General features: G+C 44.0%; 15 protein-coding genes, 6 pseudogenes and 1 riboswitch. Of the genes and pseudogenes, 11 read left to right on the top strand and 10 right to left on the bottom strand.

From position 1 onward, the window contains the following. Positions 1 to 4: 4 nt before the first annotated feature. A complete protein-coding gene (gene hldE, locus GKR74_RS09540; protein WP_036956264.1) occupies positions 5 to 1432 on the top strand; it encodes a bifunctional D-glycero-beta-D-manno-heptose-7-phosphate kinase/D-glycero-beta-D-manno-heptose 1-phosphate adenylyltransferase HldE in 1428 nt (475 codons plus the stop codon). Positions 1433 to 1449: 17 nt separating this feature from the next. Here hldE and ubiK read toward each other — a convergent pair. Next, positions 1450 to 1800: pseudogene (gene ubiK / locus GKR74_RS09535) on the bottom strand (ubiquinone biosynthesis accessory factor UbiK). A gap of 225 nt (positions 1801 to 2025) precedes the next feature. Then, a riboswitch (FMN riboswitch) is annotated at positions 2026 to 2193 on the top strand. 154 nt (positions 2194 to 2347) lie between these two features. Here ubiK and ribB point away from each other — a divergent pair. Together ribB and ygiD are read left to right on the top strand one after the other, a co-directional pair. Further along, on the top strand, positions 2348 to 3001 hold the full coding sequence (ribB, locus tag GKR74_RS09530; RefSeq protein WP_154603389.1) for a 3,4-dihydroxy-2-butanone-4-phosphate synthase: 654 nt from the start codon (positions 2348 to 2350) through the stop codon (positions 2999 to 3001). A gap of 170 nt (positions 3002 to 3171) precedes the next feature. Then, a complete protein-coding gene (gene ygiD / locus GKR74_RS09525) occupies positions 3172 to 3975 on the top strand; it encodes a 4,5-DOPA dioxygenase extradiol (protein WP_195848762.1) in 804 nt (267 codons plus the stop codon). 109 nt (positions 3976 to 4084) lie between these two features. On the opposite strand, the gene GKR74_RS09520 is transcribed toward ygiD, so the two are convergent. The 3 genes and pseudogenes from GKR74_RS09520 to tolC all read right to left on the bottom strand — a co-directional run bounded on the left by GKR74_RS09520 (position 4085) and on the right by tolC (position 7750). Then, positions 4085 to 5245: a glutathionylspermidine synthase family protein gene (locus GKR74_RS09520; protein WP_154603388.1), complete on the bottom strand. Its 1161-nt coding sequence runs from the start codon at positions 5243 to 5245 to the stop codon at positions 4085 to 4087. A 3-nt stretch (positions 5246 to 5248) separates the two neighbouring features. Then, positions 5249 to 5959 (bottom strand): annotated as a pseudogene (locus GKR74_RS09515) (DUF1190 family protein). Positions 5960 to 6367: 408 nt separating this feature from the next. After that, positions 6368 to 7750: an outer membrane channel protein TolC gene (gene tolC, locus GKR74_RS09510; RefSeq protein ID WP_154603386.1), complete on the bottom strand. Its 1383-nt coding sequence runs from the start codon at positions 7748 to 7750 to the stop codon at positions 6368 to 6370. Between the two features lie 308 nt (positions 7751 to 8058). On the opposite strand from tolC, the gene nudF reads away from it, so the two are divergent. From nudF to ftsP, 7 genes and pseudogenes are all read left to right on the top strand, one after another. Further along, positions 8059 to 8697, top strand: a complete 639-nt coding sequence (gene nudF, locus GKR74_RS09505; RefSeq protein ID WP_154603385.1) for an ADP-ribose diphosphatase — start codon at positions 8059 to 8061, stop codon at positions 8695 to 8697. Between the two features lie 133 nt (positions 8698 to 8830). Further along, positions 8831 to 9670, top strand: a pseudogene (gene cpdA / locus GKR74_RS09500) (3',5'-cyclic-AMP phosphodiesterase). Next, positions 9670 to 10260: an esterase YqiA gene (gene yqiA / locus GKR74_RS09495; RefSeq protein WP_154603384.1), complete on the top strand. Its 591-nt coding sequence runs from the start codon at positions 9670 to 9672 to the stop codon at positions 10258 to 10260. The pseudogene cpdA and the gene yqiA overlap by 1 nt, the downstream one beginning before the upstream one ends. Before the next feature lie 118 nt (positions 10261 to 10378). Next, positions 10379 to 12280: pseudogene (gene parE, locus GKR74_RS09490) on the top strand (DNA topoisomerase IV subunit B). Between the two features lie 30 nt (positions 12281 to 12310). Continuing rightward, positions 12311 to 14566, top strand: coding sequence for a DNA topoisomerase IV subunit A (gene parC, locus GKR74_RS09485; RefSeq protein ID WP_154603383.1), 2256 nt, complete (start codon positions 12311 to 12313; stop codon positions 14564 to 14566). A 56-nt stretch (positions 14567 to 14622) separates the two neighbouring features. Next, positions 14623 to 15351, top strand: a complete 729-nt coding sequence (locus GKR74_RS09480; protein WP_154603382.1) for a 1-acylglycerol-3-phosphate O-acyltransferase — start codon at positions 14623 to 14625, stop codon at positions 15349 to 15351. Between the two features lie 377 nt (positions 15352 to 15728). Further along, positions 15729 to 17144, top strand: coding sequence for a cell division protein FtsP (gene ftsP, locus GKR74_RS09475; RefSeq protein WP_154603381.1), 1416 nt, complete (start codon positions 15729 to 15731; stop codon positions 17142 to 17144). Between the two features lie 51 nt (positions 17145 to 17195). On the opposite strand, the gene GKR74_RS09470 is transcribed toward ftsP, so the two are convergent. Next, positions 17196 to 17810, bottom strand: coding sequence for a LysE family transporter (locus GKR74_RS09470; protein WP_154603380.1), 615 nt, complete (start codon positions 17808 to 17810; stop codon positions 17196 to 17198). A 202-nt stretch (positions 17811 to 18012) separates the two neighbouring features. On the opposite strand from GKR74_RS09470, the gene folA reads away from it, so the two are divergent. Continuing rightward, positions 18013 to 18507: a type 3 dihydrofolate reductase gene (gene folA, locus GKR74_RS09465; protein WP_036956287.1), complete on the top strand. Its 495-nt coding sequence runs from the start codon at positions 18013 to 18015 to the stop codon at positions 18505 to 18507. Positions 18508 to 18518: 11 nt separating this feature from the next. On the opposite strand, the pseudogene apaH reads toward folA, so the two are convergent. From apaH to surA, 5 genes and pseudogenes are all read right to left on the bottom strand, one after another. After that, positions 18519 to 19415, bottom strand: a pseudogene (gene apaH, locus GKR74_RS09460) (bis(5'-nucleosyl)-tetraphosphatase (symmetrical) ApaH). 2 nt (positions 19416 to 19417) lie between these two features. Continuing rightward, positions 19418 to 19795 (bottom strand): Co2+/Mg2+ efflux protein ApaG, encoded by a 378-nt coding sequence (gene apaG / locus GKR74_RS09455; protein ID WP_036956291.1) that lies wholly within the window; start codon positions 19793 to 19795, stop codon positions 19418 to 19420. Between the two features lie 18 nt (positions 19796 to 19813). Continuing rightward, the gene (rsmA, locus tag GKR74_RS09450; protein WP_036956293.1) at positions 19814 to 20623 is read right to left on the bottom strand and encodes a 16S rRNA (adenine(1518)-N(6)/adenine(1519)-N(6))-dimethyltransferase RsmA; all 810 of its coding nucleotides are present in this window, start codon (positions 20621 to 20623) and stop codon (positions 19814 to 19816) included. After that, positions 20563 to 21612 (bottom strand): annotated as a pseudogene (gene pdxA / locus GKR74_RS09445) (4-hydroxythreonine-4-phosphate dehydrogenase PdxA). Before pdxA ends, rsmA begins: the two are co-directional and overlap by 61 nt. Continuing rightward, positions 21593 to 22915, bottom strand: a complete 1323-nt coding sequence (gene surA, locus GKR74_RS09440; protein WP_036956295.1) for a peptidylprolyl isomerase SurA — start codon at positions 22913 to 22915, stop codon at positions 21593 to 21595. The pseudogene pdxA and the gene surA overlap by 20 nt, the downstream one beginning before the upstream one ends. Positions 22916 to 22967: the final 52 nt, after the last annotated feature.

The raw sequence follows: 22967 nt of genomic DNA, 5'->3' as shown, positions 1-22967 counted from the left end.
CGGGATGAAAGTAACCCTTCCTGATTATAAGCAAGCAGGTGTATTGGTTGTTGGTGATGTCATGTTAGATCGCTACTGGCATGGACCTACAAATCGTATTTCACCTGAAGCGCCGGTTCCGGTTGTTAAAGTGACCATGGTGGAAGAGCGCCCGGGCGGCGCTGCAAACGTGGCAATGAACATTGCGTCACTGGGCGCAAATTCTCGCCTAGTAGGTTTGACAGGGATTGATGATGCGGCAAAAGCGCTGACTGAGAACCTGAATGGCGTAAATGTCCGCTGTGATTTTGTGGCCATTCCAACACACCCAACCATTACTAAGTTACGTGTTTTATCCCGTAACCAGCAGCTGATCCGCCTCGACTTTGAAGAAGGGTTCGAAAATGTGGATGCACAGCCAATGTTAGAACGCATCGAACAAGCTCTGCCACATATTGGGGCATTGGTGCTGTCTGACTATGCGAAAGGTGCATTAACCGAAGTTGAGAAGATGATTGCGCTGGCGAATAAAGCGGGTGTACCTGTTCTTATCGACCCGAAAGGCAACAATTTCGAACGTTATCGTGGAGCAACCCTGTTAACGCCAAATATGTCTGAATTTGAAGCGATTGTGGGTCGTTGCAAAGATAATAAAGATGTTGAAGAAAAAGGGATGCAGCTCCTTGAGTCTTTGGAGTTATCAGCACTGTTGATTACTCGTTCAGAGCAAGGCATGAGCTTGATCCGCCGTAATGAAGCACCTTTACATTTACCGACTGAAGCACAAGAAGTTTTTGATGTGACAGGGGCTGGCGATACGGTCATTGGCGTATTGGCGGCATCAATTGCATCAGGTCGCCCATTGCATGAAGCTTGTGCATTAGCAAATGCCGCAGCGGGTGTTGTGGTTGGCAAATTAGGGACTTCAACAGTTTCCCCTATCGAATTAGAAAATGCGATCCGTGGTCGCGCAGAAAATGGTTTCGGCGTAATGACTGAGAGCCAGCTGAAGCAAGCAGTGGCCGATGCGCGTGCTCGTGGTGAGCGCGTAGTGATGACCAATGGCTGTTTCGATATTTTGCATGCGGGACATGTTTCGTATCTGGCAAATGCACGTAAATTGGGTGATCGCCTGATTGTTGCGGTAAACAGTGATGCATCGACCCGCCGCTTGAAAGGGGAAACTCGCCCAGTCAATCCATTAGACCAACGTATGATTGTGTTGGGTGCATTGGGTGCTGTGGATTGGGTTGTGCCATTCGAGGAAGATACACCGCAGCGTTTGATCTCAGAAATTCTGCCTGACATCTTAGTAAAAGGTGGGGATTATCAACCAGATGAGATTGCTGGTAGCAAGGAAGTGTGGGCTGCTGGTGGGCAAGTGATGGTTCTGAATTTCGAAGATGGTATTTCAACCACTAATATTATTAAAAATATCATGAAAACCAAATAATTAGATTTTAATTGGTTTTAGCAAAAGCCTAGCTTTTTGTCTGCATTTAAATGCGTACAGAAGTTAGGCTTTTTTTGTTTGTGACTGAATCAATCTTCTTGTTTTTCTTCAATCACTTTTTCATCTGAAAAACGGGCTTCAAGTGCGCTAACGCGCTGCTCCATTTTCATCAGTTTTTCGCGAGTGCGCAGCAAAACTTGTGTTTGAATATCAAACTCTTCACGGCTAACTAAATCTAATTTACCAAGCTGAGATTGCAGCAGTGAACGAAGCTTTTTATCAAAGTCTTCACCTAAGTCACGTACGCCTTTTGGTAATGCACCTTGAATTTGGCGGGCAACTTGTTCAATTTTTTTCGGATCGAGCATTCGCGGGTCCTTCAGTTTCAATATAACTTCAGTTTCAAAATAACTTCAGTTTCAAAATAAATAATGTGGGGTAGTGTAATGCCTGCGGCGTTACGAATAAACCACCTTCTAACATTATTATAAAAAACCAGCCTTTCATCTTGTTTTTATTGGCGAAAAGTGTGAGTAAGTTTCCACTTTATCGTTTGTTCGTTGCACCATTGAATTATTGGAGTTATATTGATTGCGTAATCTCAGGGCGGGGTGAAAGTCCCCACCGGCGGTAACATGCATCGCGCATGAAGCCCGCGAGCGCTTTGTTATCTTTGGCGTTATTGTCATGGATAGGAAAGGTCAGCAGATCCAGTGTGAATCTGGAGCCGACGGTTATAGTCCGGATGGGAGAGAATCACTGTATCTGCATGCTTGTACCTTTTAGGTGCAACATTGTTCTACATATTGAATGGCGAAACGGCTGTTAAGTCGTTGTGTTTATTCATTTCTCGTACTCCTAAGACTGCCCTGGTTCTGGTAACTCAAATATTGTTAATTTAAGAAGGTTTTTACCATGAATCAGACGCTACTTTCCGAATTCGGTAATCCAACCGAGCGTGTTGAAAATGCAATTGAAGCCCTGCGCCAAGGCAAAGGTATCTTAGTTCTCGATGATGAAGATCGTGAGAATGAAGGTGACTTAGTGTTTGCAGCAGAAACCATGACCACAGAGCAAATGGCAATGACCATTCGCTATAGCAGCGGCATTGTGTGCCTGTGTATTACGGAAGAACGCCGTAAGCAGCTTGATATTCCGATGATGGTGGAAAAAAACACCAGCCAAAACCAAACCGGTTTTACGGTCACTATCGAAGCGGCAAAAGGCGTAACGACAGGCGTTTCTGCGGCTGATCGTATCACGACGATTAAAACCGCAATTGCGGATAATGCGGTACCTGCGGATATTAACCGCCCAGGCCACGTATTCCCTCTGCGCGCTCGTGAGGGTGGGGTATTAACTCGCCGTGGTCATACCGAAGCGACAATTGACTTAGCTGTACTGGCAGGTTTTAAACCCGCTGGAGTACTGTGTGAGTTAACCAACGATGATGGCAGCATGGCGCGTGCGCCAGATGTAGTGAAGTTTGCTCGTGAGCACAACATGACCGTTGTGACTATCGAAGACTTAGTGAACTACCGCCTTCAGGTGGAAAAAAAAGCCAGCTAATTTGCTAGGTTTTTAAAACGTTTTGCATACAGAGTCATCGGCCACAAAGTTGCACACCTTTGTGGCCTCTTCAAATTTTTTGATGATCATTCTCATAATTCCCCCACTGTGTTTTTTCTAAAAAAGGGTATGCTGATATTCATTATCCTTCTAGTGGAATTGAGGTCATCATGTCGACAAATAACCAACACTTAACCCATCGAATGCCTGCGGTATTTATCGGTCATGGTAGCCCGATGAACGCGATTAATCATAATTCGTACACTGAAGCATGGGAAAAACTGGGCAAAACCTTGCCTAGACCGCGTGCGATTTTGGTGATCTCAGCACACTGGTATACCCGTGGAACGGCGATCACGGCGATGATTAAACCGAAAACTATCCATGATTTTGGTGGTTTCCCTGAAGCTTTATACCAAATAGAGTATCCAGCACCGGGTTCTCCAGAACTGGCTAAACAGGTGGCTGAATTACTGTCTCCAGAACCAATTCATCAAGATAAAGAGGAGTGGGGGCTTGATCACGGCACATGGGAAATTTTAGTCCGTATGTATCCTCAAGCGGATATCCCTGTTGTTCAGCTCAGCATTGATGGTACGAAATCCGCAGCTTGGCATTATGAGCTGGGGAAAAAGCTGGCGACATTACGAAATGAAGGGGTATTGATTATGGGCAGCGGTAACGTGGTTCATAATTTAAGAGCGATGGATTGGCAAAATGCTAATGCAGCGCCTTATCCTTGGGCGACCTCTTTTGAGCAGTTTGTGTATGACAATTTATACAGTCACGAGCAGCCGCATCCACTCACAAAAGGGTTAGATCGTGAAGATGGTAAATTATCGAATCCATCTCCAGAACACTTTTTACCTATCTTACCTATTTTAGGGACTTGGGATGGTGAAGAAGGGATAAGTACGCCTGTGGAAGGCATTGTTTCTGCATCGCTGAGCATGTTGTCAGTGCAAATCGGTTAATACTTTCAAATTGGTAAATACTTAAAACAGAAAATAAGAAAGCGGCACGAAATAGCTCGTTGCCGCTTTCTTTTTATCAGACACCCTGTTTTATCAAACTAACAAAATATTAGTCGATAATAATATGTGGGTAAAAACGTGATAAATCCTGAGTAATCAGTTCTTTATCTTCACGAATACAGATACCCGCAGGTTGGTCGTTAACTAACCAGCTTCCCACTAATGTGTAGCTGCCTTCAAATTTTGGCAGTGAGTGGAATTGCTGGATAATCATCCCTTCTTCACCATAAGGACCATCCGCAGAAGCGATTTCTTTGCCATTTTCGATGACGCGAATATTCGCACCTTCACGAGAAAATAGCGGTTTAATCACATAGCTTTCAAGCTCTGGTTTGTTACCATCCGCAAAGTAAGCTGGTAACAAGTTTGGATGATCAGGGAACATTTCCCATAACATTGGCAGCAACGCTTTGTTGGAAATAATACTTTTCCAAGCTGGCTCTAACCAACGTACACCCGCATCTTGCAGTTTGGTTGAGAAGATTTCTCTGAGCATAAATTCCCATGGATACAGTTTGAACAGGTTACTAATGACCTGATCTTGTGTATCGGTGAATTCACCTTTTTCACCCAGCCCGATTTCATCCATATATAGGAATTCGGTCGCTACGCCAGCTTCGTTTGCACAGTCTTGCAGATATTGCACCGTGCCACGATCTTCTTCGGTATCTTGGCAGCAAGCCATATGTAGCAAGCGGAAACCGTATTGATCTTTAAGCTCACCAAAACGCTCAATCAGCTGCTCTTGAATGCTGTTAAACTGGTCTGCATTTTCTGGCAGTTTCCCAGCTTCGATTTGGTCTTCTAACCAAATCCATTGGAAGAATGCTGATTCATACAGTGACGTTGGTGTATCTGCGTTATTTTCCAGTAACTTAGGTGGATTTACGCCATCGTAAGCTAAGTCGAGACGGGAATATAATGAAGGCTGCTCACTTTTCCACGAACTACGGACAAATTCCCAACAGTGTTTAGGAATTTGGAAGCGAGCGAGTAATTCATCGCTTTCAACAACGCGCTCAACCACTTTTAAACACATTTGGTGAATTTCAGCGGTGGCTTCTTCAATTTCTTCAACTTGCGCTAGCGTGAATTGGTAATAGGCATCTTCAGACCAGTACGGCTCGCCGTACATGGTGTGAAAGTGAAAACCAAACTCATCCGCTTTTTCACGCCAGTTAGGACGCTCTACAATAGGAACACGTTTCATTACTTATCAACCACCCATTGAACGGGAAGAGGATGAGCTGGATTTCGCGGACGAAGATGAACGTTGCGCTGTCGCTTGTTTGTTGACTGTGTCACCGAAGCCGCCACGCGTAATGGTGGAGGTGGTGGCAGGTTTTGGTGCCATAGCGGTTTTTGGTACGCTCATTGAACGACCGCCAGCAACGGCAGGACCATAACTTTTACCCGTCGCATCAACAAATTTACCATTTGCTGGGCTGGCTGGGTTTTTAGAGCTAAACAGTGGTTGAGATGGTGCGCTACCGCCCATCATACGGCCCATCATGTAGCCCATCATTAATGGCATCCACATGCTGCCACTGCTTTGTGGTTGAGCAGCTGGCTCACCGGTTGCTGGTGTGCTTGTACCTGCGATGCCTGCTTGAGCTGGCGCCTGAGTACACATCGCTTCACCAAATTCGGCCACGCAATCTTCTTGAGTTGCGTATTTTGGCGCTGTTTTAGCGGCTTCATTCAATGCGTTGTTATACGCAAGGGTACATTGGTCTGCTTGAGATGGATTCGCTTGGCTACAGTCTTGCGCGTTAGTGTACAGAGACACAGTTTCATCGCTCTCTTCACACGCAGACAGCATAAATACAGCACTGACCGCCACAGCGACAGGGGCTAAACGGTATGAGCGCCAAGACTTACGGAAGGCGTTCTGATTAATATTTTTGGTACGCTTCATGGTCATGGTAATTACCTTGAATGAATAATAAGTAAGGGGTTCGAGATGTTGCCCTTAGAATAGGGGATATAGGATAAAAATTAAAGTACAAATGCTGCACAAATAATGGGAAATGATGGATTTAGCGAAATTGATTCCATTTTTGCATATTGTTGGTGAAATCTAATGCTGAGTAATTCCTATTTTTCTTTGATATCAATAAATTAATTATGATGATTTTTTGACTATGGTTGCAATTAAGTTTAGTCAGAATTGACTGAATTTTAAGAGTTAGATGGATAAATAATACAGTAAGTTATTCATTATATAGAGGACAGATAAATTCGCGTTATTTCAAAATAAGCGCTTGGATGATAGGGCTAAAAAAATAGCCCGCCATTTGGGCGAGCTATTTTCATCGACTTAATTAAATGATTATTTAATTTTTGGTGCGGTCGAGTTGCGAATAATGCTGTCAGGTGAAGTTTGGATCTCTTTACCTAAGCTGGCATTTAAACGCGCAATATCATCTTCGTTTAACGTACCACGTGCAAATTCGATGTTCAGCTGGTTGATCATATAATCGTAACGGGCATTAGACAGGTTTTGCTTCGCTTGATACAGCGCAGTTGTTGCTGTTAACACGTCAACGATAGTACGAGTTCCTACTTGGTAGCCAGCTTCCATTGCATCTAATGAGCTTTGCGCTGAAACAACAACTTGTTTATAAGCGTTGATGCTACTGATTGATGATGTCACGTTGTTATAAGAAGAACGAACTAATTGGATAACGTTACGGTAAACGCTTTCCAGTTGTTCGCTAGCACTTTGGAAACCATATTGTGCTTGTTCAACTTGTGAACTTACTGCTCCGCCAGAATATAATGGCAGGCTTAATGTTAAGCCGATACTGTTTTGGCCATTGTAGCTGTTATTTGCGCCACCAGAACGATCATAACCACTACCATGCTGGTAGGTGTTTGCAACGCTAGTTGATGCATCTAAGCCAACGGTTGGCATATGGCCAGTTTCTGCTAAACGGATGTTTTCACGAGAAACGTCTTGTGCTAAGCGAGCACTCAGTAAGCTCAGGTTACGTTGCTCAGCTTCTTTTAAGATAGACTCAACATCGTCTGGATTAGCAGTTTTGAAGCGGTCGATATTTAAAGAGGCTAACTGGCTATAGTAAACACCGCTGACTTGGCGAAGTTTTTCAACTGCGTTAACTAAATCATTGCGACCAGCGACTTCTTGTGCAATCACGCTATCGTAATTTGCACGGGCGTTTTGCACGTCAGTGATTGCGACTAAGCCGACGTTAAAACGTTGCGTTGTTTGGTCTAACTGGCGGTAAACCGCTTCTTTGTTGGCTTGGATGTAAGATAATGCATCAATGGCTTTCAGTACGTTAAAATAAGCCGTTGCAGTATCTAAAATAAGCTGTTGCTGGCTTGTCTGATAGGTAACATCAGAAATTCCTGCGGTTTTTTCTTGAAGATCCAACTGACGCCATTTTGACATGTCAAACACAGTCTGGGTCAATTTTAATGACGCATTAAGACCCGTGCTTTCGGTATTGCTTGCATCACGGTAACCGCTGCCATAAGTTGCTCCAGCGCCTAAACCTAATTGCGGTAACAGCGGGCTACGTGCTTCGTTGATTTTCTCAAAAGCTTGATTACGTTCAGCAAATGACTTTCTGAGTTCCGGGTTACTGTCTTTGGACTTTTGGTAAACCTGAAGTAAATCTTCTGCGTAACTATTAGCACTGAGACCCACAAAACTCATCGCAATAAAAAGGGGAAGCAGTTTCTTCATTTGGATTCCTTGATTAAACAGCAAATTATATGGAGCCTGTTGTCTAAAACTTATCATATTACGGACGATGATAGGCTGTTGGAACTCTGAAAAGAGAGACCGTTCTCAAAACAGACCCTATTGTTGCTCATAAATTTGAATAATGGCGCACATTGTAACAGAGGTGTGGCACGGAAAACGGTAGCCTTTTGTGCCATTTAGTCTCAATTAGTTTAAACATTACCTCATCTAAGGTTAAAAAACCTTAAAAACTGATTTCATCCTTCCATCTTTGTTAGTATAAAAATGAAGGGATTAGGAGACTATCAATGAATAATAAAATCGAAAACCCGATTAAATACAGTAAAAATGATATTGAAATTATATCTAAGCGTAAATTATTTAACGGTTTTTTTCAAATGATTGAATACCGATTTAAACATCGATTATTTGAAGGTGGCTGGAGTAAAGAAATTGTTCGCGAAGTGTTTGAAAGAGGGCATGCGGGGGCAATACTGCCTTATGATCCACAAACCGATAATGTTGTGTTAATCGAGCAAATTCGATTCCCTGCTTTCGAATCAAGCGAAACGCCATGGTTGCTAGAGATAGTGGCGGGAATGATAGAAGAGAATGAATCCCCCGAAGAGGTGGTTCGCCGCGAATCAACGGAAGAAGCGGGTCTCACCATTGGACGTATAGAAAAATCGATTAGCTATTTATCAAGCCCTGGAGGCACTAGCGAGCGGATTCATGTTTTTGTTGGAGAGGTCGATAGTTCGTTGGCAAAAGGCATTCATGGCTTGGCCTCGGAAAATGAAGATATTCGAGTGCATGTAGTGAGCCGAGAGCAAGCTTATCAATGGGTTGAAGAGGGTAAAATTGATAATGCGGCCACCGTGATTGCCATTCAATGGCTACAATTGAATCATCAAAAGCTGCATGAAAAATGGGTGAAACTGATTTAAATAACCATTAATCTAGTGAAGTGTGTGCTGATTAGCAGATATTTAATGGATAGTTAGGTTAAAATCAGTGACCTACGCACTTCATGGTTTATGTGATAATACTTAGCGCTATTTTTAAGGAAAAAGGAAGACTTTGGACAGCCAGCTTAAAGTGACTGCTAATAACCCTAAAGTTATTAGAATATTACAAGTTACTGATACGCATCTTTTTGCTGATACGGAAAACACCCTTTTAGGGATCAATACTTACCGAAGCTATCAGGCGGTACTTGATGCGATTGCAGAACAAAACTTACCTGTCGATTTAATCGTCGCCACAGGGGATCTCGTTCAAGACTAATCACCTAAGGCCTATCAACATTTTGCGGCTGGGATTGAGCGTATTCCTGCACCTTGCGTTTGGCTACCGGGAAATCATGATTATCCCCCCGCGATGGTAGGCACCTTAAAAATTGCCGGTATTTCGAGTGCGAAGCAGGTCTTTATTGGTGATGACTGGCAAATTTTAATGCTAGATAGCCAATTACAAGATGTTGCTCACGGTGAGCTTTCTGAGCAGCAACTGGAATGGATGAAACAGTGTTTAGACGAGCAGCCGACACGCACGACACTGATTATGCTGCATCATCATCCATTACCTTCTGGCTGCACTTGGTTAGATCAGCACAGTTTACGAAATTCACATATTTTGGCGGACTATCTTAAAAACTACCCTAATGTGAAAGCGATGCTGTGTGGGCATATTCACCAAGAGATGGATGAGAATTGGCACGGTATCCGTTTATTAGCAACACCATCGACCTGTGTACAGTTCAAGCCTCACTGCACCAATTTTGCTTTAGATACGGTTGCTCCGGGCTGGCGCTATCTGGAGCTAACGGTGAATGAGCAAGGGGAAAAAGTGATTGAAACCCAAGTTTATCGTTTAAATACTCAGGAATTTAGCCCTGACTTTGACTCAGATGGTTACTAATGGCAACATTACTGTATATCCACGGGTTTAATAGCTCACCACTGTCTGAGAAAGCGAATAATCTGAAACAGTGGTTGGCAGAGCATTATCCTCAGATCAACATGATTGTTCCGCAATTGCCTAATTTTCCTCAGCAAGCAGCTAAGCTACTCGATGATATCCTTGCGGAACATCAGCATGAAACAATCGGTTTAGTGGGTTCCTCACTGGGTGGTTATTTCTCCATTTATTTTTCTGAGCGTTATCAAATTCCCGCAGTATTAGTGAATCCGGCGGTGAGCCCGTTTGATTTACTCAGTGACTATCTTGGAGAAAACACCAATCCATATACCCATGAAACGTATGTGTTAGAACCCAAACATATGCATGAGTTGAAGGCTCTGCATCTCGAAAAGATACGTTCGCCAAACTTACTTTGGTTATTGCAGCAAATGGGGGACGAGGTACTTGATTATCGTCAAGCCGTTGCCTATCTTTCAGAGTGTAAGCAAACGGTGGAACCGGATGGGGATCATGCATTTGCTGGGTTTGAACGTTATTTCCCGCAGATCATTCGCTTTTTGTCTCTGGTTGATAACGCAGAGAAATAGTGCGAAAACGCCAATACACTGTTATTATCAACAGTAATCTACTGATTGAATAACCCCAATCTTCTTGAATTATTTAGGGTATAGTTCAATTAATCATCTATTACCGCAGAATGACAACATGACTCAATCTAGTTATAACGCAGAGGACATTGAAGTTCTCAGTGGTTTGGAGCCTGTTCGCCGTCGTCCTGGCATGTATACCGACACCAGCCGACCGAACCATTTGGCTCAAGAAGTAATTGATAACAGTGTCGATGAAGCCTTAGCTGGACATGCCGGACACATCCAAGTGATTTTATACCCTGATCAATCCCTCGAAGTGATTGATGATGGGCGTGGTATGCCTGTTGATATCCACCCAGAAATGAAAGTCTCCGCGGTTGAGCTGATTTTAGGGCAACTGCATGCAGGGGGAAAATTCTCCAATAAAAACTATCAATTTTCGGGTGGTTTGCACGGTGTAGGTATCTCCGTGGTCAATGCGTTATCAAAGCGTATTGAAGTCACGGTTCGCCGTGATGGTCAGGTTTATCAAATTGCGTTTGAAAATGGCGAAAAAGTCGAAGATTTACAAGTCATTGGTACTTGTGGCAAACGTAACACCGGAACCAGTGTCCATTTCTGGCCTGATGAAAGCTATTTTGATAGCCCGCGTTTCTCTGTTTCGCGTTTAACGCATAACTTAAAAGCTAAAGCCGTTTTATGCCCTGGCGTACAAATTACGTTTAAGGATCTGCTCAATGAAACTGAGCAAAGCTGGTGCTACAGCGATGGGTTAACCGACTACTTAATGGAATCGGTGGATGGCTTTGAAGCACTGCCTGCCAAGCCGTTTACCGGTGAATTCTCTGCGGAAGTTGAAGCCGCTCAATGGGCGCTATTATGGTTGCCTGAAGGTGGTGAGCTACTGACGGAAAGTTATGTTAACTTGATCCCAACAGCGCAAGGCGGTACTCACGTTAATGGGTTACGCCAAGGCTTACTCGATGCGATGCGCGAATTCTGTGAATTCCGTAATATTTTGCCGCGCGGAGTGAAGTTATCTGCGGATGATATTTGGGATCGCTGCGCCTATGTTTTATCGGTGAAAATGCAAGATCCGCAATTTGCAGGGCAGACGAAAGAGCGCCTTTCTTCTCGTCAATGTGCAGCGTTTGTTTCTGGCGTGGTGAAAGATGCCTTTAGCTTATGGCTAAATCAGAACGTCCAAGTCGCTGAGCAATTGGCTGAAATGGCGATTTCTAGCGCCCAGCGTCGTCTGCGTGCGGCGAAAAAAGTGGTGCGTAAGAAACTTACGAGTGGCCCAGCATTGCCGGGTAAATTAGCGGATTGTAGCTCTCAAGATCTCTCCATGACAGAACTGTTCTTAGTGGAAGGGGACTCGGCGGGCGGGTCGGCGAAGCAAGCGCGTGATCGTGAATATCAAGCCATCATGCCGCTGCGCGGTAAGATCCTCAATACGTGGGAAGTCTCTTCAGATGAGGTTTTAGCCTCCCAAGAAGTTCACGATATTTCTGTCGCGATTGGTATGGATCCTGATAGCGAAGATATTTCTCAGCTACGATACGGAAAAGTCTGTATCCTCGCGGATGCGGACTCCGATGGACTGCACATTGCCACATTGTTGTGTGCCTTGTTTGTGCGCCATTTCCCTAAATTGGTGAAAGAGGGGCATGTCTATATGGCAATGCCGCCACTGTATCGTATCGATTTAGGCAAAGAGACTTACTACGCATTAGACGAAAGTGAAAAAAATGCGGTACTGGAAAGATTAAGCCGTAAAAAAGGAAAACCAAACGTCCAGCGCTTTAAAGGACTGGGTGAAATGAACCCGCCACAATTGCGTGAAACGACGTTAGATCCAAATACTCGCCGCCTCGTTCAGTTAACTATCGATGATGATAATTACACAGAAACTATGTCGAAGATGGACATGCTTCTGGCTAAAAAACGCTCGGAAGATCGTCGTAACTGGCTGCAAGAAAAAGGCGATACGGCAGAAATTGAGGTCTGATCATAATCGGATGAATAAGAGTAAGGAACGTATTGAATGAGTGAAATTACTCATGACGGTGTGGAGCGTTTACCGCTTCATGCCTTTACTGAAAACGCCTATCTGAACTACTCGATGTACGTCATCATGGATAGAGCGTTGCCATTTATCGGCGATGGACTTAAACCTGTTCAGCGCCGAATTGTGTATGCCATGTCCGAATTGGGGCTGAGCAACACGGCAAAATATAAGAAATCAGCCAGAACCGTCGGTGACGTATTAGGTAAATATCATCCACACGGTGATAGCGCCTGTTATGAAGCGATGGTGTTAATGGCGCAGCCATTCTCCTACCGTTATCCGTTGGTCGATGGTCAAGGTAACTGGGGGGCTCCGGATGATCCGAAATCCTTCGCAGCGATGCGTTATACCGAATCTCGTTTATCAAAATATGCAGAAGTTCTGCTCAGCGAATTAGGTCACGGTACCGTTGATTGGGTACCTAACTTTGACGGCACATTAAATGAGCCGAAAATGTTGCCTGCCCGTCTGCCAAATATTTTATTAAATGGTACTACGGGGATCGCCGTGGGTATGGCGACCGATATTCCACCACACAATGCCCGCGAAGTGGCAAGTGCGCTGGTGGCGCTACTGGAAAAACCAAAGTTAAATCTTGATGAGATCATGCAGTTTATTCCGGGGCCTGATTACCCAACGGAAGCTGAAATTATCTCTTCACCGGAAGATATCCGTAAGGTTTATCAAAACGGTCGTGGCTCAGTGCGTATGCGTGCGGTATGGGAAAAAGAAGATGGTAATGCGGTAATCACCGCGCTGCCTCATCAAGTTTCCGGCGCTAAAATCCTTGAGCAGATTGCGAACCAGATGCGTGCGAAAAAGCTGCCAATGGTCGAAGATCTGCGTGATGAATCGGATCATGAAAACCCAACGCGTTTAGTGATCGTTCCGCGCAGCAACCGCGTGGATCTCGATCAAGTGATGACCCACTTATTTGCAACGACAGATCTTGAAAGAAGCTACCGTGTTAACTTAAACATGATTGGCTTAGATAACCGTCCAGCAGTGAAAGGGCTGGTGGAGATCCTCACCGAGTGGATCACGTATCGTCGTCAGACGGTACGTAATCGCTTAAACCACCGTTTAGAAAAAGTATTAAGACGCCTGCATATTTTGGATGGTTTACTCATCGCTTATTTGAATATCGATGAAGTGATTGAAATCATTCGTAATGAAGATGAGCCAAAAGCCGTCTTAATGTCGCGCTTTAATATTACGGATACCCAAGCCGAAGCGATTTTAGAATTAAAACTGCGTCACTTAGCGAAACTCGAAGAGATGAAAATTCGCGGTGAACAGGATGAATTAGCCAAAGAGCGTGATGAGTTACAAGCAATTTTAGGCTCAGAGGCTCGTCTGAATACTTTGATTAAAAAAGAGATTCAGGCAGATGCTAAAGCTTATGGTGATGATCGTCGTTCGCCGCTGCAAGAGCGCGAAGAAGCTAAAGCACTTAGCGAGCATGAAATTCTGCCATCGGAGCCGATTACTGTCGTCCTGTCTGACATGGGGTGGGTGCGTAGTGCGAAAGGGCATGATATCGAGCCAAGTAATCTGAGCTACAAAGCAGGGGATAGCTTCAAAGGTGCTGCCCGTGGTAAATCTAATCAAGCGGCGGTATTCCTTGATACCACTGGACGTAGCTATTCTGTCGACCCGCTGGAATTACCTTCTGCACGTAGTCAAGGTGAGCCGTTAACCGGGAAATTAACACTTCCACCTGGGGCGACGATTGAGCATGTGCTGATGGCGCCGGAAGAGCAGAAATACTTAATGGCGTCTGATGCGGGTTATGGTTTTATTTGCACATTTAATGATTTGGTGACGAAGAATAAAACCGGTAAGGCTTTGATGTCGTTGCCTGAAAATGCAAAAGTCATGGCGCCGATTGAGCTAAATAACGAAAAAGAAGATTTGTTATTAGCCATCACGAAAGCCGGTCGCATGTTATTATTCCCTGTGTCTGACCTCCCTCAATTATCCAAAGGGAAGGGGAATAAAATCATTAACATCACAGGGGCGCAAGCCGCAAGTGGTGAAGACTTACTGGTTTGGTTAATGGTGATCCCACCTCGAGCCTCGATCACACTCTATTTTGGTAAGCGTAAACTGAAATTTAAATCAGAAGACTTACAGAAATACCGTGCAGAGCGTGGACGTAAAGGAACATCGTTACCGCGTGGTTTACATAACATTGAACGTATTGATGTTGATTCTGTGGATACAGAGTAAAAATAACAATAATTCAAGGGCTTGGTTAAAGCCCTTTTCATAAGTTAAGGAATATTATGCTAGCGCTAATTAGAGCTATCATTGTGATCATATTTACGATTTGTGTGTGTGTAGGCGGCAGTATCTACTGCCTATTTAGCCCACGAAATCCAAGACATGTGATGACGTTTGGTCGTATGTTTGGGCGTTTGTCCCATGTGTTCGGTATTAAAATGATTGACCGCGTTCCGGAAAAAGCGAAGGATTACGGCCCAAGTATTTATATCGGTAACCACCAAAATAACTATGACATGGTCACTATGTCGAATGGTGTTCAACCAAGAACCGTTACCGTGGGTAAAAAGAGCCTTGTTTTGATCCCATTCTTTGGCTTCTTATACTGGATCACGGGAAATATTTTGATTGACCGTGGTAACCGTTCAAAAGCCCATAACACCATTTCCCAAGTTGCTGAGCAGATTAAATCTCGTAAGATTTCAGTCTGGATGTTTCCTGAAGGCACACGTAGCCGTGGACGTGGCTTACTGCCATTTAAAACGGGTGCATTCCATGCTGCGATTGCTGCTGGCGTACCAATTGTGCCTGTGTGTGTGTCTACCACACAGAACAAAATCAGCTTGAACCGTTGGAATAATGGTCATGTGATTATTGAAATGTTGGATCCGATTGATACCTCGAAATACTCTAAAGATCAGGTTCGCGAGCTGTCGGAATATTGTCATGACTTGATGGAAGCTAAAATCAAAGAGTTAGATAAAGAAGTTGAAGAGTTGAATAAACGCTAATCTCAATACTTTTACTAAACTCAATGATTTTACTAAGTTAATTGGTATCGATAGTGGGAAGTTTATTCAGAACTTCCCACTATGTTATTCTGGCGATGTTATTTTCACTGCGAGACTTTTACTACACTATTTCTGCCGTTATTTAATCCCATCTGTAATTATTACCATTCAAATTTATTATATTTCAATTATTGATACATATATTTTTAGAATTCTATGCCCTTTCGCGATATGATGACTCGCAAATTTGTCGCAAGATAAATTATTGAATTCCAAATAGTGGTATTACCAGCATATACCTAAAAATACTCGTATAAATCACTAATTTATAATGATTTATTAAAATAATTTGCTGGTTTTTATTTAGCGGAGAATCTATGTTATTCAGTCGTTGCCGATCATTGCTGATTAGCGGGTTGGCTGTGTGCTTATTGCAGGTATCAACTTATGCGAGTGCAGAAGGAACGACCGCACTCCCTGTTCCACCCTTGTTAGAATCCCGTTCGGGACAGCCACTCTTTTTAACATTACAAAAAATCCATTGGTCTTTTGATGGTAAATATTCTGCGGAAGTTTTAGGGATTAATGGTTCTTACCCAGGGCCCACTATTCGCGTAAAAAATGGTGATGATCTCAAGCTAATCTATAGCAATAGATTACCTGATGCTGTTTCGATGACGATTAGCGGGTTGCAGATCCCCGGCACGCAAATTGGCGGTGCAGCGAGACAAATTTCGCCAAATGCAGATTGGTCTCCCGTGATCCCTATTCGCCAAAATGCGGCCACGCTTTGGTATCACGCGAATACCCAAGGTAAAATGGGGCAGCAAATCTACAATGGTTTACTGGGAATGTGGATCATTGATGATGATTCCACAAAAGAGTTACGTCTACCGAAACATTACGGCGTAGATGATTTCCCGATTATTATTCAAGATAAACGTTTGGATAATTTTGGCGTTCCTGAGTATCACATGGATGAGAATGGATTCCTCGGGGATACATTAGTGGTTAACGGGGTGCAAGATCCCTATATCGAAGTGTCTCGCGGTTGGGTGCGTTTACGATTATTAAATGCCTCTAACTCCAGACGCTATGTGATGAAAATCAGCGACGGTCGTCCTTTCGTGATGATAGCGTCAGACCAAGGATTGCTTACGGTGCCAGCCAGCGTTCAAGAACTTTCACTTGCGCCGGGAGAACGCCGTGAAGTACTGATTGATATGGCGAAAACGGCTGAGCTGACCATTACGGCTGGGGAATCTGCTTCGTTGATGGATCGCGTTAAAGGGTTGTTTGAACCGTCGAATAATTTAATTTCCACCAACATATTAACCATTAAAGCGACGGGATTAATGTCATTGGTGACGGACGATGTTCCAAAACAATTAGTCTTGGATACGACACAAATTACCTCTTCGATTACTAACCGTGATATCCAGCTAAATGATCCTGTAGGTATCAATGGCGTGAAATTGGAGACGGGGCGTGTAGATATTACTTCTCGCCAAGGCAGTTGGGAACGTTGGAATGTGAGTAGCCAACAGCCTCAATCTTTCCACATTGAAGGTGTTCGCTTTAAAGTGATCAACTGTAATGGGCAGCCGGCTCAGCCAGATAACTTTGGATGGAAAGATACCGTTTGGATTAATGGGCGCTGTGAGCTACTTGTGCAGATGCTACAACCGTCTTACAACCATTTCCCATTCCTATTTTATAGCCAAAACCTCGAAAAAGCAGATTTAGGCTCGGCGGGGCAGTTGGTTATTACACCTGAAGATGGTAGCAACTAATTGAAAGTCTGGAAAAAAGCCCGCAATTAGCGGGCTTTTTTACTTTAAAAATTAGCTTAATGCTACACGTATACCGAATGCGACTAGCACCACGCCTAGGACTTTATCCACATATTTTTGTACTTTCGCTAGCCCTTTTCTAACGGGTGCACTTTGAATTAAGCACACCAAAATTGGCCAGTAAATCACGGCAAGACCCCAAATAATAAAGGCGAACCAGAGCTTTTCTGAGAATGTCGAATCCACATTAAGCACTTGAGTAAAAATCGCTAAGAAGAATAAAGTTGCCTTAGGATTTAAGACGTTACACAAGAAACCTTGCATGAAGGCTTTTTTGAATGTGACATGCTCATGCTGATTGGTAGTTAAGTCTACGCTTTGAGCTTTTTGCGGCATTAGGCTTTTAATCCCAATCCAGATTAAATACGCCGCACCAGCATATTTAAGAATGTTAAATAACCATGGTGTTGTGGTGATCAACACGGCAAGCCCTGCCACGCAGTAAGACATATGAAGTGCAATAGCAACGATAATACCGAGGGCGGTCATCATGGCTGCGGAACGTTGGTAACGCGCTGCATTCTTGATAATTAAAAAGAAATCTGGACCCGGTGAGATCATGCCAAGGGCGGCAATCGTCGCGACCATGATACTGGTCTGATACATAATGTAATCTCTTTATTTTAGGTTGAACTAAACTGAGTAATAAGGGACTAAAAGCGTTGTAAACATTGTTTAGTGCATTGACTTGAGTCGTTCGAGTATAAGGGATTGAGTGGTATTTAAGGAAGATTAAATTTAGTCGACGAAGTATGTCTGTTTCCGTATAGTGTGCACAATTTTTATATTTCGTTTCTAAGGTGGTTAGATGAATATTAGCTTAATCGCAGCAATGGCGTTCGATCAGGTTATCGGCATGGAAAATGCGATGCCTTGGAATTTACCAGGTGATTTGGCGTGGTTTAAGCGTCAAACATTGAATAAACCTGTGATTATGGGACGCGTGACTTATGAAGCGTTAGGTCGTCCTTTACCGCAGCGTGTCAACATTGTTTTGAGCAGTCAAGCAGGCACTGAAACTGGCGTTATTTGGGTTAAATCAGTCGAAGAAGCATTAGAAGCCGCGAAGGCAGTTGAAGGTGCTGATGAGATTATGGTGATTGGTGGTGGTAAGGTTTACCAACAATTCCTGCCAATGGCGAATAAGCTCTATTTGACTCACGTGGATGCTGAAGTGATTGGGGATACCCATTTCCCTGCTTACGAGCCTGATGAATGGGACTCTATTTTCACTGAATATCATGAAGCAGACGAAGCGAATAGCCACGGTTTCTGCATTGAAGTTCTGACTCGTCGCGTTTAACCGTCGTTGGTCTAGTCAACAAAAATGGCACTGTTAGGTGCCATTTTGCTATCTATCATTCTGGTTTCTAGAGAAAATACTCACTCTTTGCGACGTTTTTGGTGAGATTTCTGTCTATGGAATGTTTTAGTTTCCCAGTGAAGCAGCGTTAAATCCCCTCCCCAGCAGCAGCCTGTATCCATTGCATACACATGTTCTGGTGTAAATTTGCCTTCCAGTGATGCCCAATGGCCAAAGAAAATAGCGTAATCCTCAGGGAATTGACTTGGTAGAGAAAACCATGGCTTCAGTGGCGCAGGCGCTTTAGCTGGGCTCTCTTTGCAGATCATATCCAGTTGCCCATTTGGAAAACAATAACGCAGGCGGGTGAGGGCATTGGTGCTGTAGCGCAAACGCGCCAGTCCCATCAAACTTTCAGACCAATTGTTTGGCATGTCGCCATACATAGAGTCAATAAACAGCGGATATGCATCGCTAGAAAGCACGGCTTCCACTTCGCGAGCGCACATTTTTGCGGTTTCAAGATCCCACTGCGGCGTAATACCAGCATGGGTCATGACCATTTTTTGCTCTTCATCGACTTGTAAAAGTGGTTGGCGACGTAACCAGTTGATTAACTCATCGATATCGGGCGCATTGAGTAGCTCATCAAGATGGTCTTTAGGCTTATTGCGACTGATTTTGCAGTAGATGCCAATCAAATGTAGGTCGTGGTTGCCTAATACTAGGCGTGCTGCTGAGCCTAAACTTTTCACATAGCGTAAGACTTGCAATGAATCGGGCCCACGAGCAACAAGGTCACCCGTTAGCCACAATGTATCTTGCTGTGGATCGAAATTCACGCTATCGAGAAGCTCTCGCAGCTCACGATAACAACCGTGTATATCACCTACAATATATGTGGACATAATTAATTAATCAGTGTTGGGATTGCGAGACGAAATGCAGGAATATCAACATGAAAGTGATTTCCTTGATCGCTCAGCATAACGTAATAGCCTTCCATCGTACCCATTGGCGTTTCTAATATTGCACCACTGGTATAGCGATATTCTTTGCCCGGTAGGATTACGGGTTGTTCACCAACCACACCTTCACCTTGCACTTCAGTTTTACGGCCATCACTATTGGTAATGAGCCAGTAACGGCTCATTAGCTGTATAGGAATTCGCCCTAAATTGCGGATACAAATAGTATACGCAAAGACAAAACGGGCAATGTCGGGCTGGGATTGGCTTTCTATGTAGACACTTTGAACTTGGATGCTCACATTGGGATCATTCAGCATAGTGCCTCCTCAGATTCTCTATTCCGATAAATTACACAGATAGTTTGCCATCTTACAATAGTGCTCAACGGAGATATTTTCAGCGCGCGTTCCTGGGTCGATACCCAGTTCGGTTAACTGCTCAACGCTGAATAAATCCCCAAGACTATTGCGGATAGTTTTACGACGTTGATTAAATGCTTGAGTCGTAATACGGCTCAATACTTTAATATCCTTCACTGGGTATGGATTTTCCTTGTGAGGGATCAATCTTACTACCGCTGAGTCCACTTTTGGTGGTGGCGCAAAGGCGGTAGGTGGGACTTCAAGCACAGGAACAACATTGCAGTAATATTGCGCCATTACGCTTAAACGACCGAAAGCTTTGCTTCCTGGGCCTGCTACTAATCGATTAACCACTTCTTTTTGCAACATGAAATTCATGTCGGAAATTTGGTTGGTGAATGTAAAGAGGTGGAACATCAACGGTGTTGAGATGTTATAAGGCAAATTACCAAATACGCGTATTGGCTGTCCAGCTTGTTTCGCCAGTTCACCAAAATCTACGGTCATCGCATCTTGCTGGATGATGGTCAGTTTGTCTTTCAGTTGTGGATGGACGTGCAGACGAGCGGCAAGGTCGCGGTCAAGTTCGACAACCGTCATTTTATCCATGCGGCTACCAACAGGTTCAGTTAATGCACCAAGACCCGGACCAATTTCTACAATGGCTTGTCCTGGTTGTGGGTGCATTGCATCTACAATACTGTCGATAATAAATTGGTCAGTTAAAAAGTTCTGCCCGAAACGTTTGCGGGCAAGGTGCCCCTGATGGACTCGATTATTCATGAATTCTTTTGTGTCATTTGGATAGCTAATTTCAATGCGGTGATGAAGCTGCCCGCATCGGCTTGACCCGTACCTGCTAATTCAAGCGCTGTGCCGTGATCGACGGAAGTACGGATAAATGGCAGACCAAGGGTAATATTTACCGCTCTGCCAAAACCTTGATATTTTAACACAGGTAGCCCCTGATCGTGATACATCGCTAATACGGCGTCTGCATCAGTTAAATATTTGGGTTGGAAAAGCGTGTCTGCGGGTAAAGGACCGATTAAGGTAATGCCTTGTTTACGCAAGATTTCTAGGGCTGGAATGATGGTTTCAATCTCTTCCATTCCCATATGTCCGCCTTCTCCGGCATGAGGGTTAAGCCCACAAACATAAATGTGCGGGTTTTCAATACCAAACTTGGTTTGCAAGTCATGATGTAAAATGGTGATCACTTCATGCAAGCTTTGTTGGGTAATTGCCTCGGAGACATCTTTTAGCGGCAGGTGCGTAGTCGCTAAAGCGACACGTAATTCTTGTGTGGCGAGCATCATCACAACGCGGTCGCAGTGGCTTCTATCTGCGAAAAATTCGGTATGTCCACTAAATGGAATACCCGCGTCATTAATAATGCCTTTGTGAACAGGCCCCGTTACGATGGCAGAAAACTCACCATTCAAACAGCCATCACAAGCGCGCGCTAAAGTTTCGGTAACATATTCACCATTACGAACGTCGAGTTTTCCAGCTTCTGCCGGTACACTCAGTGAAACGGGAACAATCGACAATTGTCCAGCGACAGAAGTCTGTGGCTGTTTTGCATCATATCCACGTAAGGTTAATGGTAAATTGAGTGTTTTAGCGCGTTGAAGAAGTAGGTCTGGATCTGCGCAAGCCACAAGCTCGGCAGGCCATGCCTGCTGAGCAAGTTGGATCAGAAGATCTGGACCTACCCCGGCAGGTTCACCGGGGGTGATGACGATTGGCTTATTTTGCTTGTTCATCATTAGATTGGCTTTGGCGACCATCCACGATATTCACATAAGCTGCAGCGCGTTGTTCTTGCATCCAAGTCTGCGCTTCTTCGTTAAACTTACGATTGAACAGTAAACGGTACGCTTGATCTTTCTTCGCGGCATCGGTTTTATCGACACTGCGAGTATCTTCTAACTGAATTAAGTGCCAGCCGAAACTTGAAGGTACAGGTTGGCTGATTTCACCTTTTTTCAGTTTCATCAGTGCATCACGGAATGCAGGATCGTAAACATCAGGCATATTCCAGCCTAATTCCCCACCTTTTAATGCACTACCTGGGTCTTCGGAGTTCTCTTTAGCCGCTTCTTCAAATGAAATTCTGCCGTTACGGATCTCTTGAGCCAGTTGAGTCAGTTTTTGTCTTGCTGTTGCATCATCCATAATTGGTGATGATTTCAGTAAGATATGACGCGCTTTCACTTCGGTGACGGAAATTGGCTGGTGAGTATCACCAGTGACGTCATTAACACGTAAAATATGGAAGCCTACACCGGAACGAATTGGACCAACGATATCGCCTTTCTTCGAGTTTTTCAGTTGGTCAGAAAAGACTACTGGCAGCTCTTGCAGACGTGACCAACCCATGTTTCCACCTTTCAGTGCTTGAGGGTCAGCAGAATAAGCAATCGCTAATTTACCGAAATCAGAGCCTTTTTTCAGGTCAGTTAAGATTTTATCAACTAACGATTCTGCTTTTGATAACTGTTCAGGCGTTGGGTTCTCTGGCAGAGGGATCAGAATGTGACTTAAATTTACGCCTTTCTGGGCGTTCATTTGAGAATCCATTTGCTCAGCTAATGCATCAACTTCTTGAGGCAAAATGGTGATACGGCGGCGAACTTCGTTGTTACGCACTTCCGCTAACAGCATTTCCTTACGGATTTCGCTGCGGTATTTACCCATATTGATGCCATCCGCAGTCAGACGTTTTTCCATCTGCGGTAAGGTTAAATTGTTTTGGCGAGCAATATCCGCAATAGTTGCATTCACGGCTTCTTCAGGGATATTAATCTGCATTTGGTTAGCCATCTGCAACATGATGTTATCCATAACCAAACGGTCGATGATTTGCTGGCGCAGGGTTTGATCATCAGGAACTTGTTGATTTGCATTACGTGCATTCAACTTCACTGTATTGATCATATTCTGGACGTCGCTTTCAAGTACAACTCCGTTGTTGACAACCGCAGCCACTTTATCCATTTGCTGTGGCGCAGCTAAACTTGCAGAGCTTGCGAACATCAGTCCCAGAATAAGCGTTCTCCAATTCTTCATAATGGTCCTATAAAATTGACTTTTATTCCGCATATGCGGGCTAATCGTGATC

Origin of the sequence: Providencia sp. wls1914 (genome assembly GCF_009706645.1) — a bacterium.
Taxonomy (GTDB): domain Bacteria; phylum Pseudomonadota; class Gammaproteobacteria; order Enterobacterales; family Enterobacteriaceae; genus Providencia; species Providencia zhijiangensis.
This window is presented reverse-complemented; position numbering and strand designations above follow the sequence as displayed.

Bases quoted from the DNA above. Each gene is read 5' to 3' on its own strand.
- ribB (WP_154603389.1), top strand. From the start codon at position 2,348: ATGAATCAGACGCTACTTTCCGAATTCGGTAATCCAACCGAGCGTGTT.
- ftsP (WP_154603381.1), top strand. From the start codon at position 15,729: ATGTTATTCAGTCGTTGCCGATCATTGCTGATTAGCGGGTTGGCTGTG.
- GKR74_RS09520 (WP_154603388.1), bottom strand. From the start codon at position 5,245: ATGAAACGTGTTCCTATTGTAGAGCGTCCTAACTGGCGTGAAAAAGCG.
- folA (WP_036956287.1), top strand. From the start codon at position 18,013: ATGAATATTAGCTTAATCGCAGCAATGGCGTTCGATCAGGTTATCGGC.
- hldE (WP_036956264.1), top strand. From the start codon at position 5: ATGAAAGTAACCCTTCCTGATTATAAGCAAGCAGGTGTATTGGTTGTT.
- ygiD (WP_195848762.1), top strand. From the start codon at position 3,172: ATGTCGACAAATAACCAACACTTAACCCATCGAATGCCTGCGGTATTT.
- yqiA (WP_154603384.1), top strand. From the start codon at position 9,670: ATGGCAACATTACTGTATATCCACGGGTTTAATAGCTCACCACTGTCT.
- surA (WP_036956295.1), bottom strand. From the start codon at position 22,915: ATGAAGAATTGGAGAACGCTTATTCTGGGACTGATGTTCGCAAGCTCT.
- nudF (WP_154603385.1), top strand. From the start codon at position 8,059: ATGAATAATAAAATCGAAAACCCGATTAAATACAGTAAAAATGATATT.
- tolC (WP_154603386.1), bottom strand. From the start codon at position 7,750: ATGAAGAAACTGCTTCCCCTTTTTATTGCGATGAGTTTTGTGGGTCTC.
- apaG (WP_036956291.1), bottom strand. From the start codon at position 19,795: ATGCTGAATGATCCCAATGTGAGCATCCAAGTTCAAAGTGTCTACATA.
- GKR74_RS09470 (WP_154603380.1), bottom strand. From the start codon at position 17,810: ATGTATCAGACCAGTATCATGGTCGCGACGATTGCCGCCCTTGGCATG.
- parC (WP_154603383.1), top strand. From the start codon at position 12,311: ATGAGTGAAATTACTCATGACGGTGTGGAGCGTTTACCGCTTCATGCC.
- GKR74_RS09480 (WP_154603382.1), top strand. From the start codon at position 14,623: ATGCTAGCGCTAATTAGAGCTATCATTGTGATCATATTTACGATTTGT.
- rsmA (WP_036956293.1), bottom strand. From the start codon at position 20,623: ATGAATAATCGAGTCCATCAGGGGCACCTTGCCCGCAAACGTTTCGGG.